The organism is Pseudoalteromonas aliena SW19 (genome assembly GCF_014905615.1).
GTDB classification, from domain to species: Bacteria; Pseudomonadota; Gammaproteobacteria; order Enterobacterales; family Alteromonadaceae; genus Pseudoalteromonas; species Pseudoalteromonas aliena.
Genome location: NZ_AQGU01000029.1, coordinates 603,129 through 619,365 on the forward strand (window position 1 = coordinate 603,129; position 16,237 = coordinate 619,365).

At 38.0% G+C, this 16,237-nt stretch carries 14 protein-coding genes; 6 read left to right on the plus strand and 8 right to left on the minus strand.

The features are described from left to right. The first annotated feature begins 3 nt into the window (after positions 1-3). Positions 4-975 (plus strand): hypothetical protein, encoded by a 972-nt coding sequence (locus tag PALI_RS19045; protein ID WP_193156618.1) that lies wholly within the window; start codon positions 4-6, stop codon positions 973-975. Positions 976-1,153: 178 nt separating this feature from the next. Beyond that, positions 1,154-1,558, plus strand: a complete 405-nt coding sequence (locus PALI_RS19050; protein WP_193156619.1) for a hypothetical protein — start codon at positions 1,154-1,156, stop codon at positions 1,556-1,558. A 107-nt stretch (positions 1,559-1,665) separates the two neighbouring features. Here PALI_RS19050 and PALI_RS19055 read toward each other — a convergent pair whose 3' ends face one another. The 3 genes from PALI_RS19055 to PALI_RS19065 form a co-directional block, all read right to left on the minus strand. After that, on the minus strand, positions 1,666-2,256 hold the full coding sequence (locus PALI_RS19055; protein ID WP_193156620.1) for an alpha-ketoglutarate-dependent dioxygenase AlkB: 591 nt from the start codon (positions 2,254-2,256) through the stop codon (positions 1,666-1,668). 136 nt (positions 2,257-2,392) lie between these two features. Beyond that, a complete protein-coding gene (locus PALI_RS19060; RefSeq protein WP_077535168.1) occupies positions 2,393-3,253 on the minus strand; it encodes a delta-class carbonic anhydrase in 861 nt (286 codons plus the stop codon). 73 nt (positions 3,254-3,326) lie between these two features. Then, positions 3,327-3,980 (minus strand): DUF6058 family natural product biosynthesis protein, encoded by a 654-nt coding sequence (locus tag PALI_RS19065; protein ID WP_077538758.1) that lies wholly within the window; start codon positions 3,978-3,980, stop codon positions 3,327-3,329. 171 nt (positions 3,981-4,151) lie between these two features. Here PALI_RS19065 and dapA point away from each other — a divergent pair, with 171 nt between their 5' ends. After that, positions 4,152-5,069, plus strand: coding sequence for a 4-hydroxy-tetrahydrodipicolinate synthase (gene dapA / locus PALI_RS19070; RefSeq protein WP_193156621.1), 918 nt, complete (start codon positions 4,152-4,154; stop codon positions 5,067-5,069). A 56-nt stretch (positions 5,070-5,125) separates the two neighbouring features. On the opposite strand, the gene PALI_RS19075 is transcribed toward dapA, so the two are convergent. Both PALI_RS19075 and PALI_RS19080 read right to left on the minus strand, forming a co-directional pair. Beyond that, a complete protein-coding gene (locus PALI_RS19075) occupies positions 5,126-6,946 on the minus strand; it encodes an Lnb N-terminal periplasmic domain-containing protein (protein WP_193156622.1) in 1,821 nt (606 codons plus the stop codon). A 58-nt stretch (positions 6,947-7,004) separates the two neighbouring features. Further along, the gene (locus PALI_RS19080) at positions 7,005-7,466 is read right to left on the minus strand and encodes a DUF3015 family protein (RefSeq protein WP_033030137.1); all 462 of its coding nucleotides are present in this window, start codon (positions 7,464-7,466) and stop codon (positions 7,005-7,007) included. A gap of 297 nt (positions 7,467-7,763) precedes the next feature. Between PALI_RS19080 and PALI_RS19085 the strand changes: the two genes are divergently transcribed. After that, positions 7,764-9,068 (plus strand): DEAD/DEAH box helicase, encoded by a 1,305-nt coding sequence (locus PALI_RS19085; protein ID WP_193156623.1) that lies wholly within the window; start codon positions 7,764-7,766, stop codon positions 9,066-9,068. Between the two features lie 130 nt (positions 9,069-9,198). Here the strand turns inward: PALI_RS19085 and PALI_RS19090 are convergent, their stop codons facing one another. Beyond that, positions 9,199-10,806: an NAD(P)/FAD-dependent oxidoreductase gene (locus PALI_RS19090; protein WP_193156624.1), complete on the minus strand. Its 1,608-nt coding sequence runs from the start codon at positions 10,804-10,806 to the stop codon at positions 9,199-9,201. Positions 10,807-11,001: 195 nt separating this feature from the next. On the opposite strand from PALI_RS19090, the gene fdxA reads away from it, so the two are divergent. Next, on the plus strand, positions 11,002-11,325 hold the full coding sequence (fdxA, locus tag PALI_RS19095; RefSeq protein ID WP_077535191.1) for a ferredoxin FdxA: 324 nt from the start codon (positions 11,002-11,004) through the stop codon (positions 11,323-11,325). A gap of 145 nt (positions 11,326-11,470) precedes the next feature. Continuing rightward, entirely contained in the window at positions 11,471-13,711 is a 2,241-nt protein-coding gene (locus PALI_RS19100; protein WP_193156625.1) for a carbohydrate binding family 9 domain-containing protein, read from the plus strand. Positions 13,712-14,240: 529 nt separating this feature from the next. Here the strand turns inward: PALI_RS19100 and PALI_RS19105 are convergent. After that, the gene (locus PALI_RS19105) at positions 14,241-14,945 is read right to left on the minus strand and encodes a TorF family putative porin (RefSeq protein WP_193157058.1); all 705 of its coding nucleotides are present in this window, start codon (positions 14,943-14,945) and stop codon (positions 14,241-14,243) included. A 9-nt stretch (positions 14,946-14,954) separates the two neighbouring features. Beyond that, the gene (locus tag PALI_RS19110; RefSeq protein WP_193156626.1) at positions 14,955-16,172 is read right to left on the minus strand and encodes a BCCT family transporter; all 1,218 of its coding nucleotides are present in this window, start codon (positions 16,170-16,172) and stop codon (positions 14,955-14,957) included. Positions 16,173-16,237: the final 65 nt, after the last annotated feature.

Sequence of the window (16,237 nt, forward strand, 5' to 3'; positions counted from 1 at the left end):
AGCATGTCGATGAGGACTGATTTTAGCTTCATGTTTCGTTTTGCTGCAGGGTGTAAGTACTGCGCAAAGCATGAAATAAATATGGCGTCCACTCTCATTACAAGTTTACCAAGTCTTTATTCACTTCTTCATAAAACGTTAACTTTATCGGTACTAATGCGTATTATTATACTTTTTATGTTTTTATCGTGTCCTTCTTACGCCGTTGTGAAAGAGCATTATATTGAATTTACTTTTTTAACGGAGGCAGAGCAAAAAGAATTTAGATCTAAGGCTATTAAAAGTAAGCTAGAGCTTTTGGCTAGTGAATTAGATGAAGGAAGGGAGCAATTTTTCACATGGTGTTTAGGCATTTTAGGTGATGAGTGTTGTAACCAAGGCTGGAAAAATAAGTTAGAAAAATTGATTGTCCAGCAAAGAAAAACAATAGAATCGATGAATACCTCTTGGGATGAAAACACGTCATGGAAAAGTTATATTCATAAAAATGATTTATCGTTTTGGTTTCCTGAATTGGTGAATACTGATGATGTAAGGGTTGATTATGGCAATGGTGATTTTATTTTCTTTGATAGTAGTGGTGCTAAAAAGTGGTTACTTGAAATAGCTTGTAACGAGAGCAACATAAAAGAATTAGCTCTGTGTTCATTTGAGAGTAGTGAAGCAGGCATATTGTTTAATATACCAATGAAATTTGAAGGCAATGTAAATGGTGAAGTTCCTTTAGTAATACCTGCTGATGAGCAATTAGCTCACTTGCTTATTGAGCAAAGATCTTCAATGGTAGATTTACATTCAGATGAGGGCTATTTCAAAGAAGCTGAATTTGGTTCGATTACACAATATGAAAAAGATTGGCGTATTAATTTTTACAAAGGAAATTGTATTTCATATGAAACATTTTACTTTGCACCTGAACATAAAAAATTCATATACCTTAATCATGGTCTTGGTCGATATAGTTACTGTAAGTAACCTAAATTTTTGCCTTGTTATAGACACGACTTTCTTACCTCAAAGTAGATCACTTAATAAAGTAAATTAGTATCAAAAGTGTTAAATACACAATACAGCAGGTGTTAAAGCTGCATCAAAATATGCTCTATTTGATAATCAGTTGTATAAATAAACTATTAATATAAAGGTCGTAATAATGAAAGGTGCAGGTGGAAGCTCTGGTGGTATTGGGCATTTTTTTATTGGTCTAATTATGATGTGCGGTGGCTTTTATATGCTGCTAAACGCAATTTCGGTGACCTCTAATTTTGGGCTTAGTTCGCGTATTTACAGTGTTAGTGCTTTAGGTGGCTTTGGCGTTACAGGCGGCATGGTTATGATCCCGTTTATTTTTGGAGTAGGGTTAATTTTTTATAATTCTAAAAATATTTTAGGGTGGTTACTATCCTTTGGCTCGTTAAGCGCATTAATATTTGGCGTAATATCGAGTGTTCGATTTAGTATGCGTACTATGACCTCGTTCGATTTGATTGTTATTATAGTTTTAGCGTTTGGTGGCTTAGGGCTCTTTTTACGCTCGCTCAAATCTATTGATACTTAGGGCGTGTTGATCTTTGTAGATTGAAATTTTTCAATCTAGAGGGATTTAATCGCGGCCCGAGATAGATTTATTATCCAGAGTTCAGGTTAAATAGTAAGTGCTTATGGCTAAACAGGCCAAGCAAATTGCCTAAATGAGATGTTAAATCTTGGACGGGTTGCTTTATGCGCACTCGCTAGAGCGTGTTGGTAGTTATCTTGAAATCCTTGGCCCATGATAAGGAGTGAGCCATCTTCTAGCGTGAGACTATGCTGCTCTTGAGTGTTACTTTGGCTGCGGATTAAAAATTCGCGCTCTGCACCTAAACTTATTGACGCAATAATATCTGTAGGGCCAAACGCGGGTAGATCACTATGAAAGCTTAAGCTTTCTTCTCCGTCTGGGTAATAAAGGCACACCGCCACACTAAATTCGACACCCGTAAGATCAGTTATTTGCTGTTGTAATTGGCCTAAAAGAGGGAACCAAGCACTGTGACGACCATGATATGAAGGAAAAAGCTGGGATTGTTCTAATTTGGGATCTAAAAAAATCATTCGCCAAGGAAAAATACTTAGTTCACTACCATTGGGCATTTGCATAAATTCAGGCTCATTAAGATTACAATGTGATGCTAACCATTCATATATGGCAGTACTTTGTGAGCGAGGCATAAACTGTGAATGGTAAGACGCATCGCAACTTAGTGGCAGCTTCATTTATTAATTCCTTTCATGTTAATACTTATTCTAATCTGAGCCTAGTCGCTTTTAGCTCATTAAACGCAATATTTGCTCTAAAATTAATAATACAGCCCACTAACTAGCGGGCTGTTTGTCTATCACTTAACTTAAGTTATTTAATGATAGAGAGTAATGCTGGGTTTGTAACTAGATTACGCACGCCATGAGCATGATCTTCGTTAAAGGTGTTACTTTCACACCATTTACCAATGCTGTTTATATCTACTTTAGCTACTTTTGGTTTAACTGACCATGTTACTTGAAAAGGAGAGCCTGCTTCGTTATAACTAGGGCCAGTAGTTGAACCGCTATAAACAACAGGTTCACCCGTATTTATAGGTGTAGCAATCGCTTGATAGTAACCATTAACAAATGACACCGTGCTGATTTCAGTAAAATCAAGTGCGTTAGCATCGTTTACTAACACATATACTTGCGCTTCAACACGTAGTTGTGGATTTTTAATCGAATCACTCAAACAGCTACCCAGTGTAGGGCCAGGTTTAACTATTGCTGATGTATGAACGTTATGCACTTCAATTGTATCGCCAACTGAAAGTGCACCGTGAATACTTGGACAAATCTGTGCTTTTATAGATTTACTCTCGTTTTTAGTTAAAGCACCTGAATACAAATAACCACTTTGAAACCCTTTTCCGTCGCCATTACCAGCATATTTACTAAATTCCCCACCGGCATGCTCTGCATTTTTATGAAAATGGATATTACATAAGTTCATCTGTGATGACGCAGGAGATGGAGAAAAAACGATGATATTTTCGCCAGTAAGGTTATCAATATTACGTGGCGACTGCGGGCCAAAACCTTTGTTTTCTGTATTTTCAGCAAGTGCCACGCGCTGCATTTTTAGGACATTGTCACTCACGCTTTCATGGTTAGCTTTAGCAACGGTATGAAAAGAAACGAGGGTTAGTGCAGCAGAAATTAAGCTTATTTTTACTTTTAGTGTCATTTAGTTAGTGCCTGTAAAGTTATTTACTACGTGGTCATTTAATTAGCAGATCTAATTGCTTGTAAAATAATAATTATTTAATAGATAAATCGTATTTTAAAACGAGGGCATCGATATAGCGAGTGCGCAATGTACTTTGCTTTTCATGATCGGCCCCATGACTTAATACGCGGTTTAAAAGCTTCATAGCGGGGTGTAACTGAGTACGTTCGTCCTGATCTAAACTAGCTTTACTGCGCAGCTCAGTAATATCGTCAACAACGAGCCTACCAATATCAACCGATACTATTTCGTCAATTAGTCCGTTTTGGGTAAGTACGCCGTACTTGCTGCACAAAAACTGTTGCCACACTTGTTGTAAATGCTCGTCTATTTCGCAGCCAAATAATTCTTCGCTAAACTTGAACCCTTGTTGAGCTAGTTTTGTTAAGCTGGCGGTGTATTGTTGTGCAAAGTAATTAAAAGCATGACTCGATGACTCTATTTTTTGTTTTAGTAAGCCTTGCCCCCAATTTACACAACCTCGGGGGTAGTAATCGTCATACTCTTCGCATTCATACAAACCTGAATATGAGCTACAACTCAACTGACTTTTAATGCAATAGCTTGGTTTGGGGAAAACGCTGCGCTCTTGCCAAGCTAAAAGCATGTCTGCATCTATATTTAATGCTTGGCATAGTTCATCGGTATTATAAAAATGAGTTGCTAAGTAGTCAGATAAACGCATAAAGCCTCTGGTATTGTTAAAAATAAAATACTGTTTATATATACAGCTATTTATTTTGTATTACCAAACTCAATAACACAAGAGATATTATAATTAAATGTGGGCTTACACCTCCAAAAATACCGGCAAGTATGTTACAAATAGCGCAAGTTTTATAAATAATGAATTTTTATGCGCACCCTAGAGCAAATTAAACAAGCAAGCCTTATTACAGCTATTAAAACGCCATATTTAGCAAATGGTGAAATAGACCTAGTAAAATACGATGAACTCGTTGAAATACAAATTGCAGCGGACGTTGATGGTATTGTAGTAGGTGGCACAACCGGCGAAGGCCAGTTAATGAACTGGGAAGAGCATTTAATGCTTATAGCGCACAGTGCAAACAAGTATGGTGACAAACTGGTTATTGTGGGTAATACCGGTAGTAACAACACGCGTGAAGCGATTAAAGCAACTAAATATGGTTTTGCTAGCGGTATGGATGCGGCATTGCAAATTAATCCGTATTACGGGCGCACGTCTATTGCGGGTGTAAAGGAGCATTTTAAGCGTGTACTTGATATTGGCCCAGCCTTTATTTACAACGTGGCAGGGCGCACAGGGCAAGATTTAACGCCAGACATAATAGAACCACTTGCTAAGCACGAGTATTTTATTGGTGTTAAAGAATGTGGTGGTAATGAGCGTATAGCCCATTATGAGCAACAGGGTATTGCATGTTGGTCGGGTAACGATGACGAAAGCCACGATGCGCGCCACATTCATAAAGCGCACGGTGTTATATCGGTTACATCTAACCTTATTCCTTGCTTGTTCCGTGAGTTAATGGATACAAAAAATGATACGTTAAATACTTCGCTACAACCTTTAATGAATTGGTTATTCTGCGAGCCAAACCCAATAGCAATCAATACCGCATTAATGATGACAGGGGCTGTAAACCCTGTATTTAGATTACCGTATTTACCGCTTAGCGATGAGCAACAAAAAATCGGTTTGCCGCTAATTAATCAACTCAGCGAAAGCGATGTCGTGGGTGGTAAGGCGCAGTGCTTAAATTTAGCTAATGTGTTAACTCTTTCTTAATTATAGTTTTTGGCCATTAGTAATGCGTGTTTACATGCGCCTACTTATGGCCTTTTTTATTGCCAGTAGTAATTGAGTTTAAGTTTCCAGCTTGTTAAGTTTGTATGTTTATAACTAATGCGAATATCAAAATTTTGATTTATAGGTATTGATATTTCAGCTTGAGTTGTTGATTTTTCATCATTACCCAAGATAAATTGCTCGTGAGATACCCTTAATTTAATATCTGAATACAATGTTGTTATTGCACCGAGCGCCAACGATGAATCGTAAAGCGGCTCTGTTACTGCAAGCTTCCCTACATAAGCGTTAGCAAGCGTGAAAACCAGCGTTTTATTGTCATTAAATAAAAAAGATTTACCCAGTCCCCCCATTAAAAATGTGCTTGTACAGCTTTGGCACAGTGTACTTTGTCTTTCAAACCCAGCATTAACTTTCCAAGACCAATTATTCTCTTGTGGCCATTTTACATAGGCTGGCGTGAACGATTCTAAATCGAGTAGGTGTAACTTATCGACGTATAAATTTGAATTTAACAAAGACACTTCTAAATCAACCATTTCTAAGTTAGAAAACGCAATACGTGCCACATCTGAAGCTAACGAGTCAAAGTAACTGAGTCTAAAGCCTAACCCCAGGCTGCTTTGTTCATTTATACGTGTTGAAGAGGTAGAGATGCTTGATGGTTTTTGACCTTTGTGAGGTGCTTGTTGAGAATATGACGAAACAATCATCTCGTTGCCAATAGAGAGCGCTAATCTCGCTTTAACGAGCGTGTTTTTTAAGCCTTTGATATGCTCAACATCTTGTTTTTTTATTTGTTGTAATTGCACTAGTTCAAATAATGTTTCAATAATTCGCTTTTTACTTTTTACATCTAGTGTTGAAAATTCATTATGCTTAATAAACTCAGGTGAGTTGTATATCTTCTCTGCAATAGCTGATTCGTTGGCAGTGAGATTATCCATGAACTTAATGAAAACAGTGCTTCGGGATGGCGTAAATAGTATTTTTTTCAATAATTTATTGTTGTTATAGGAAGCTTGGTGCAATTTTGAAAAAACAGTTGTTGGGATCATCCACGGTGAGCTGTTATTTGTTAATTGCTCTCCAATGACGAGTTCAATTAGTTGCGCAATGTGAAAAGCGCAGTTTTCATCAGCAAAATAATAATCGAACTGTGCGCCGAGTAATTCCCACAAGTGATTTGCAATAAATGTTGTGTCGTCATTATTAAGATTGAGCTTATATTCCCACAGGTCTCTTAGCTCTATTTCACCGTAGTTATGCTGATGGCGATAAAATAATTGATCGGAAAACCCGGCTTTATACCCACCAAATAACCCTTTAGTGATATACACAAGGCCGTTTTCGTTTTCTGGCACATGAGCACCATAATTTATACTGTAATCGAGTAATTTATTTTTTGTGGCTGTTGAACGATTAAGTTTTAACAACAAATGGCCATAAAGTGACGCTGGATTACTCATATAGCCTGATGCAAATATAAGGCTTATTGAATGAATAGGTTGCTCATCTCGCCATTTGAATAATTCGGGGCATAGAGCTGTGGGCTGAGAAAATGTTAACCCTTGTTTTTTTAACCACGAGTATCGAGCAGGGTACTTACATTGTATTTGCAAGTCGTTATTAAAGCGGTGCACGGTCGCCCTAAGTTCATCAAAAGGGCTCTTGTGGCCGTTAATAGATATAAAAAAAGGCTTGTTGGTAATATAGCTTTTATCGAACGCTGGCTTTTTGTAATGACCTAGTTTTAACCATGTAGGGTGCTGGGCTAACTGCTGTAAATTTGTTGATGCTTGAAGATTAAATGATGTAATAAAGAAAATAAAAAATATAAACGTGTAAGCTTTCATAAATACCCAGCGGGCTTGGGGCAAAAGAGTAAAGGGGCTAAATTAGCCCCTTTATAAATTATATCGCAGAGCAGTTAGCCGAGAACTGGCTAGCGATATTGCTTTCAACAAGTGTGTAAAGTGCTTGTGCATCGTTTACAGATGTTTGAGCAAAATCGTTACGGATAGTTGAGATCATTTGTGGGTGAGCTGCACTGTCACAACCACGAACGTTTAACATTGCAGAAATGTATTCGCCTTCACCTTGTGCAATTTCTTGCTCTAGGATTGGAAATGTTTGCTGAATAAACTGTGCTGTTTTAACATTAGCGCCTTTACAACTCTCTACAGATGAAACGTTAGATGAAACTGCAGTTGTTCCTAAATCCCAAATAACATTTGAAATAGCAGCGGCAGTGCCGTTGTCAGGAAAAATCATTGCGCCGATACCACATTGTTGCCACGGGTTAACGTTAGCTTGAGCTGGGGTTACTATGAATGCGCTTGCTAGTACTGCTGCAGTTAAACATTTTTTTATCATTATTAAATCCTTATTTAAACGTCCCTTGAATGGGGCTTGCATTCTATAGATATGCCAGCTTTAGGGCAATAATACTTCTGATAAATTTAAGAAAAAGTCTATTTTGTTAAATTTAATGAGGGCGTAGCTTCATTTTAATCCAGTTTTACAGTATCAAATCGAAGATGTTATTCAATCAATAGCTTTGCGATTCAACAAAACTAATTTTTAGCTTTTAATCCAGTTTAAAGCTAACTGTTGACGCGTTTTTACTGTATAATTTGCGACCCTTGATAATGTGGCCGTAGGTTATACAGCATGAATTTTAAATCTTTTAGTTTCGCTCCTGAAATCATCCAGGCGTTGGACGAACTTAACTATCACACTCTTACGCCCATTCAGCGCGCAGCAATCCCTGCTGTTCGTAAAGGTAAAGACGTTTTAGCCAGTGCACAAACTGGTACCGGTAAAACTGCCGCGTTTGCTTTACCTATTATCCAAAAATTAGTTGAGTCTGAACTCAGTACTACGAATGCGCCTCATGCATTAGTCCTTGCGCCAACACGTGAGCTTGCAGAACAAATTGCAAATAACTTTAGAGATTTTGCAAAGCATACATCGCTTAAAGTAGTGAGCTTATTTGGTGGTGTGAGCACTGCCGGCCAAGCAAATTCTTTAAAAGAAGGTGTTGATGTTGTTGTTGCAACACCTGGTCGTTTATTTGACCATATTCGTTTAGGTAATTTAAGCCTTGCCAGCGTTAAACACCTTGTTCTTGATGAAGCTGACCGTATGCTTGATATGGGCTTTATTGAAGATATGCAAAATGTCATTAAAAGCTGTGCAGAAGAGCGCCAGATTTTACTGTTCTCTGCAACATTCCCAGCAGCAATTAAACAATTTGCATCTAAAGTATTAAAACAAGCCGAAATAGTTCGCGTCGATCAAACTAACAGTACAGCAAGCACGGTTGAGCATGTTGTTTACCCTGTTGAAGAACGTCGTAAACAAGAGCTACTTTCTGAATTAATAGGCAAGAAAAACTGGCAGCAAGTGCTTGTATTCGTAAACATGAAAGAAACAGCTGACGAGCTTGTAAAAGAGCTTAACCTTGATGGTATTCCAGCTGGCGTTTGTCACGGTGATAAATCTCAAGGTAATCGTCGTCGTGCACTTCGTGAATTTAAAGAAGGTAAAGTGCGCGTATTAGTGGCTACAGAAGTGGCTGCTCGTGGTATCGATATTGACGGTTTACCGCGCGTAATTAACATTGATTTGCCGTGGCTTGCAGAAGATTACGTACACCGCATTGGCCGTACAGGTCGTGCAGGTCGTCAAGGGCAAGCTATCTCATTTGTGAGCCGTGAAGAAGAAAACACCTTGTTCGAAATTGAAACGCTAATTGGTCAAAAGATTAAGCGTGTATATTTAGAAGGTTACGAAGTGAGTAACCGTGAAGTACTGATTGATAAAATTGGTAAAAAACCAGCGCATTTACGCCGTACACGCGCTAATAAATTATCAGGGCAGGCAACGGGTGAAGCTCGTGCAGTTAACCGCTCACGTATATCAAGTATTCGTAAAAGCTTAAAAGGCGAAAAACTGTCACTTAAAAAGTCATAGTTAACGCCGTTTAGTTAAAAAAAACCTGAGTTTACTCAGGTTTTTTTGTGCCTTGTGAAAACACCTCTCGAAAAATAGTAACACCATTAAGTAATAAAACACTTGACCAATGGTGTTAACAAAAAGAAGTTTAAACGTTTTCTAGCATAGAGAGTGCAACGGCTTCAGCCGCTTTAATACCGTCAATACCTGCTGATAAAATACCGCCAGCGTAGCCTGCGCCTTCACCTGCTGGGTAAAGCCCTTTAGTATTAATACTTTGGAATGTTTTATCACGCTTAATGCTAATAGGCGACGAGGTACGTGTTTCAACGCCGGTTAATAATCCATCGTTAGTTGAAAAACCACGAATTTGTTTATTAAACGCAGGTATTGCTTCGCGAAGTGCATCAATAGCAAATTGTGGAAGTACTTTACTTAAATCCGTTAATTTAATACCGGGTGTATAAGACGGTTGCACTTCACCTAAATCTGCAGATGATTTGCCTTTTAAAAAATCACCAATTAACTGTGCTGGTGCATCGTAGTTACTACCACCAAGCTCATACGCTTGCTCTTCCAGTTTGCGTTGTAAATCTATACCAGCAAGTGGATTGCCTGGGAAATCTTGCTCTGGTGATATACCTACCACAATAGCGCTGTTAGCGTTACGCTCACTTCGTGAATATTGGCTCATACCGTTGGTAACAACGCGACCTTTTTCAGACGTTGCAGCAACTACGGTGCCACCTGGACACATGCAAAAACTATAAACTGTGCGACCATTATCACAATGATGAACAAGTTTATAATCGGCAGAGCCTAAAATAGGGTTACCCGCGTTTGTACCAAATCGACATTCATCAATCATTGACTGTTTATGCTCAATTCTAAAACCAACTGAAAATGGTTTAGCTTCAACATAAATGCCTTTTTTGTGGATCATATCAAACGTGTCGCGAGCACTGTGGCCAACAGCTAATACAACATGGCGAGTGTTTAGTTGCTCGCCATTTGAAAGCGTTAAACCTGTGACTTGCCCGTCGTCTAAATGAATATCGTCAACACGTGTGCTAAAGCGAATTTCACCGCCGAGTTCAATAATGCGTGCGCGCATTTTTTCAATCATGGTGACAAGTTTAAATGTACCAATGTGCGGCTTACTCACGTATAAAATTTCATCGGGGGCGCCTGCTTCTACAAATTCAGTAATGACTTTACGGCCGTAATGTTTTGGATCTTTTACTTGGCTGTATAACTTACCGTCTGAAAACGTACCTGCGCCGCCTTCACCAAATTGTACGTTTGATTCTGTATTGAGTGTACGTTTACGCCAAAAGCCGAATGTGTCTTTTGTGCGCTCGCGTACTTCTTTACCGCGCTCTAATATAATGGGTTTAAAGCCCATTTGAGCAAGTAATAAGCCAGCAAATAAACCACACGGACCAAAACCAATAACCACAGGGCGCTCTGTTATATTTTCGCTGGCTTGGGCTACAAATTTATAGTTTGTGTCTGGCGCTACTTTTACATGTTGATCTTTTTCAAATACAGCGAGTAGCTCGGCTTCGTTATCAACTTCTATATCGAGTGTATAAATAAGTAAAATAGCTGATTTTTTACGTGCATCATAACCACGTTTAAACACATTAAAGCTGTGCAATTGTTCTGGTTGGATTTTTAGTTTATTTACAATGGCTTGGCCTATTGCATTTTCGTCATGATCAAGTGGCAGCTTTATTTCGGTTAAACGTATCATTTATATCTCTTTTAGGTGTCATAGCGGGGATTTATTTACCGCTCACAATAAGGGGATGCAGGGCACAACGGGTGTGCAAACATTAGGCGCGCATTTTACGTTAAAATAGGGTGATATGGCACTTATTTATTGTATTTTTGGAGTGGATGGGTATGATCCACAACTGTTGTTTAAAATCTTAGGTATTAAAATAGTATGGCGTTTGTAGTTACCGAAAATTGTATAAAATGTAAGTACACCGATTGCGTATCAGTGTGCCCAGCAGATGCATTTTTCGAAGGCCCTAATTTTTTAGCTATTAGCCCAATTGACTGTATTGATTGCGGTCTGTGCGTACCTGAATGTTCAGCTGATGCTATATACCAAGAAGATGAATTACCTGAATCCCAAAAAGAGTTTACAGAGCTAAACGCGGAGCTTGCACTAGTATGGCCGCGAATTACACAAGTAAAACCCGCCCCTGATGATGCTGATATGTGGAATGGGGTGGCAGATAAACTGAAACTCCTCGACACATAACGGGTAAAAATAGTACGCCTTTATTATTAATTAGTTAATATTTTGCATTATAATTTTTGCAAGGTATTAACAAATGTACCTGCATAAATTACAATCCAACTTAACAGTTGCTCTTATTGAGTCAGATCAGTTTAAATGGATGTTTATGCACTATTTTATAATTATAAAAAAACAACTATCTCTTTTCTTATTAACGCTAGCCTTGTTGACTAGTGCCAACGCTTTTGCCGATAAGCAGCATTTTTCTCTAGCCCGTATTGACGATAATATTACAGTCGATGGCGTTATGGATGAACCTCAATGGAAAAATGCGACGCACATTCCTCTCATTTACCAAGATGAACCCAATGAAAAAGGGGTGCCGCCAGTAAAAACGGACGCTTATATTTATGATGACGGTACTAACTTGTATGTTGCTTATATAGCGCAAGATCCTGATCCAGAACAAATACGTGCATCTTTACGTGACCGAGATACGCTTTGGCAAGATGACGTAGTCATTCTTGTTATTGACACATTTAATGATGAGCGCACGGGCTACGAGTTTCATGTCAATCCGCTTGGCGCGCAAGGCGATATCCGCATGACCGATACAGACGGGTGGAGCTCTGATACTTCATGGAATGCTATTTGGGATAGCGCTGGAGAAATTAATGAGGAAGGCTATGTTGTTGAAATGCGTATTCCTTTTAAGGCACTGCGTTTTCCTGAGAATGAAAAAGAGCTAACATGGGGCTTCTCAGTGATGAGAAATTACCAAAGGGATGTGCTATATCAGCTATCAAATATGGGCTTTGATCGCGATGTAAAATGCAGCCTTTGCCAGTTTGATAAAATAACCGGATTTAAAGAAATTGAGTCAAGTAGCAATGTTCAACTTACACCCACATTAACGACGTTACGCCACGATACTAAATCAAAAGTTCCAGGTGATTGGAATAATGGCGATATTGACACCGAAGTGGGTTTAGACCTGCGTTGGGGCTTAACAAAAGATGCCGTTATAAACGCAACCATTAACCCTGATTTTTCACAAGTAGAAACCGACTCACTAGAGCTTGATGTTAATACTACATTCTCAGTTTACTATGCTGAAAAGCGACCATTCTTTTTAGATGGCGCATCTTATTTTAAAAGCAACTTATTTGAGCTTTTATACACGCGTACGATTGCAGAGCCAACAATAGGTGCAAAGTTAACAGGGAAAACAGGCGATCATAGCTATGCACTTATGTTAGCGGATGACGACAATAGTAATATTTTGCTTCCAAGTAATCAAAACTCAAGTGTTGCAGCTTTAAATGATAAAACGAATGCTGCCGCAGCAAGGTATCAGTTTGATATGGGCGAAAACGGCACAATTGGTATTTCAAGTACTCACAGAGAGAGTGATGATTATCATAATACAGTCTTATCGGTAGATGGTAGCTATTGGTTTAATCAGTCAGACACGTTTATGTATCAGGTTGCTACAGCTGATACGCATAACTCTAATTTTTTAGTTAAAAATTATAGTTTAGCAGAAACGCAATCTGATCAAGCTTACTCATTAGAACTCACTCGTGATAAACGAGATTATAAATTATTTACATCGTATGAAAATATTGGAGAAGATTACCGAACTGATTTAGGTTACCAAGAGAAAGTTGACTACGAAAAAATTGTTTTTGGTGGCGGACAGACATGGTACCGAGATGAAAGTGACTTATTGACATCCTGGTCATATGAAGCGGACTGGGATAAAACATGGGCGAAAAATGGTGATTTACTTGAAGAAGAGCATGAAGGTTTTTTAAGCTTTAAAGGCCAAAAACAGTCCACTTTTGAAATTGGCTTCGTACACCGCTATGAAAATTATAACAATAGTTTCTATAACCAAAATATTGGTTATATTTACACCACTTTTAAACCCAATAAAGATTTAATGGTTTCGTTATACGCTGAGTATGCAAGTCGTATTGATTACGCAAATGAACAACTAGGTGATGTACTCAATACGCAAACTCAAGTGGTATGGGATATTAACGATCATTGGCAGCTTGACGTAAAACATAAATATAGTCAGTTAGATAATCCGCAAAATGAGCGTGTATTTACTGCTAACTTAATTGATTTTAGACTTTATTATAAGTTTAATATGCGTTCAATGCTCAAGTTAATTTTACAATTTGAAGATATTGATAAAAATAAAGACGCATATTTTTATCAAGTAAGCAGAACGAATAAGGATTACGGTAGCCAGCTTGTTTACTCGTATAAAATTAACGCACAAACATTATTTTATTTAGGTTACTCAGACAAAGGTTATCAAGACGATAAACTCAATAGTGTTGAGCGAGATAAGCGTACATTTTTCACAAAAGTGAGTTACGCGTGGCAGTTGTAATAATGTGTGTGCATTTTGGTGCATAAATTACCGCTAAACATCTCGGGGCTTTAAACAATGGTTTATAGCCCGAACTTAAAGCATTTAATCAGGCAACAACGCAGCATAAATACCAAACATGCGCTGCCCAAGGGTAATTTACTCTTTTTTGTCTACGTGGATGTCACAGGTAGGTACTTCATAGGTAGGTACTTGAGAAAAATTTTAAGTAAAGCCTTAAAAATTTGGCTCTACCTCATACTGAAATACTCTTGTTTTTTGATCGCGGTTGGGGTGCGCCCTAGCTGCATTTTCTCTCAGAAAGTCAAATGCTCCATTAACTGCATTTAATAATCCTTTCCTATGCTTCCTAATAATCGCTGTTAATATGTTAATCCACTAAACTCCCGTTGTTCTTGCTACTGTCATTGTAGACATTTCAGTTTTTAATATCTTTTCAATACAGCCAGTTAAGAATATTTTAAGCGTGGTTACTATTTAAACGACATAAAAAAAGCCTCATAAAGAGGCTTTTTTAGTGATTTTTGAGTTACAAATCAAATGTGCGTGAAATTGCTAAAACAATACGCTCATCTGCATAATCGTAATCTAAGCTTGTGTTTTCAGCAGCTACTTCAATACTAAATCCTTCATAGCTTGTTTGATAAGCTAGGCGATAATGGTTGTAAGATTTCTTCTGCTTTGCAGCATCCCACATGAATTTATCGCCATCAAGTGAGTTTGAAATATCAAAACTAGCACGTATTGCATGATTTGGCGCTATTTCAAACGTGTGCGCAATCATAGAAATTACATGGCCTGTATCGTAACCAAAGTAATCCCAGCTGTACCAAAAGTTAAGTTCTGTTTGGCCATACTCACTGGCATAACCAAATTTAGTATAAGCCTCAGCGTAGTTACCGTCACTGTTATTACCTTGGTAAGTGTAATAAGCAATACCGTAGTCAACACTAAATTGCTCATTAAGTTGCACGTACTTGCCTACGTAAGCATCAAGCTCGAAATCAGTATCATCACCAAAATCTACATTTGAAGCCCATACACCAGCGTAGACGCCGCTATCAAAAGCATAATCTAAGCTACCTTGAATCGCTGGATCATTGTCTGTTTGTGTTACACCATTAAAGGTGTAGTCAGACGCTGCTGTGATTGTTGTTGACCAATCAGCTGCTGCAGTTGTTGATAAAAGTGCAAATGGCACTGCTACTACAAGTTGTTTTAGTTTGTTATTCATCATTAATCCCTAGTGTACTGTGTCTATTTTTGTGTAATCTATTTTGTTTGCTTTTGGTGAACTGTCTATATCTGTTACTGTTTTGAATTTACTGTACCCAATAAATGCAGCGCAGATAAAGAATAAACCTATAACGAGTGCACCGACCCATTGAATTTGTAGAAATTCTAATTTAAACAATAGTGTAAGTAACGACAAAGCGACAACATTTCCAAGTATATATTTCATTTTACCAAAACGTTTCACGGTAAAGTTTAGGTTATCCGTATATAAACGCACTAACGAATCGAGTGAGTTAATAACAAATACGATACCTACAAATACCATGGCAAAGTTTTTGATTCCTTGAGTCGGAATACCTGCTTCGTGGTAGTGATAAAGTACGCTAAACCAAATTGCGATTGGAATAGAAGGGAAAATTAACATCGCCCCTAATACTTGGTAGGTTTTAAGCCCGCCTACAAAGCGTGATGTAAATTGACCAATCATTATGCTCCACGCAAACCACCAGAATAGATAGAATTCATGGTAATCATTTAGCGGTAACACAAATTGATTGATATTAGCAAAGTAAGTACCAATTGAGCCTAAGTTATTTGTAAATGCAGACATTTCGCTGTCGCCAACTACAAATGCGCCAACCCACATAAAACCAATGAGTGCTAAGAATAACCAAGTGGTAGCAATACTTAAAATACGCACATATTTAATGTCGGTACTTGAATACACTGCAAAACATATTGCTGCAAATACAATAAAGTAAAACTCAGTGACTACGCTGGTGCCATCACCTAACTCAGGTAAGTACCAAGGTAGATTGGTCAATAATAAATAAGCGGTAAATGCACACGTACCAATAATTACAACATTATTGATAAATTTAACCCAAGGAATTTCGAAAAATTTAACTTTAGGTTCTATTACACAGAAATAAAAGCACGTAAGAAAGTAAAATCCCCAGATCAAGAATCCCCAATAGCCAAATTCTATAGCAAGCGGGTTTGCAAACGCGTATTCTGGGCTTGCTTTTATGTCTGCATAACCTGCAAACTCAGTTAAAGGAAACATAATAAGGCCAACATCAAGGCCAGAAGTAAATAGTATTGCTATAAATGTGAAGGTTCTTACTGGTGTTACACCTACTACGCGAACATTACCCCATTTAATTAAAATAGTGATAATGGCAAGTAAGGTAAAAATGATGCCTGCATTAAGCCAAATAGTCATTGTTACCCTCCAAAGATGAATAAAAATAATTCATAAGCACTCCGTATTTTATTGTTTTGTTCTTG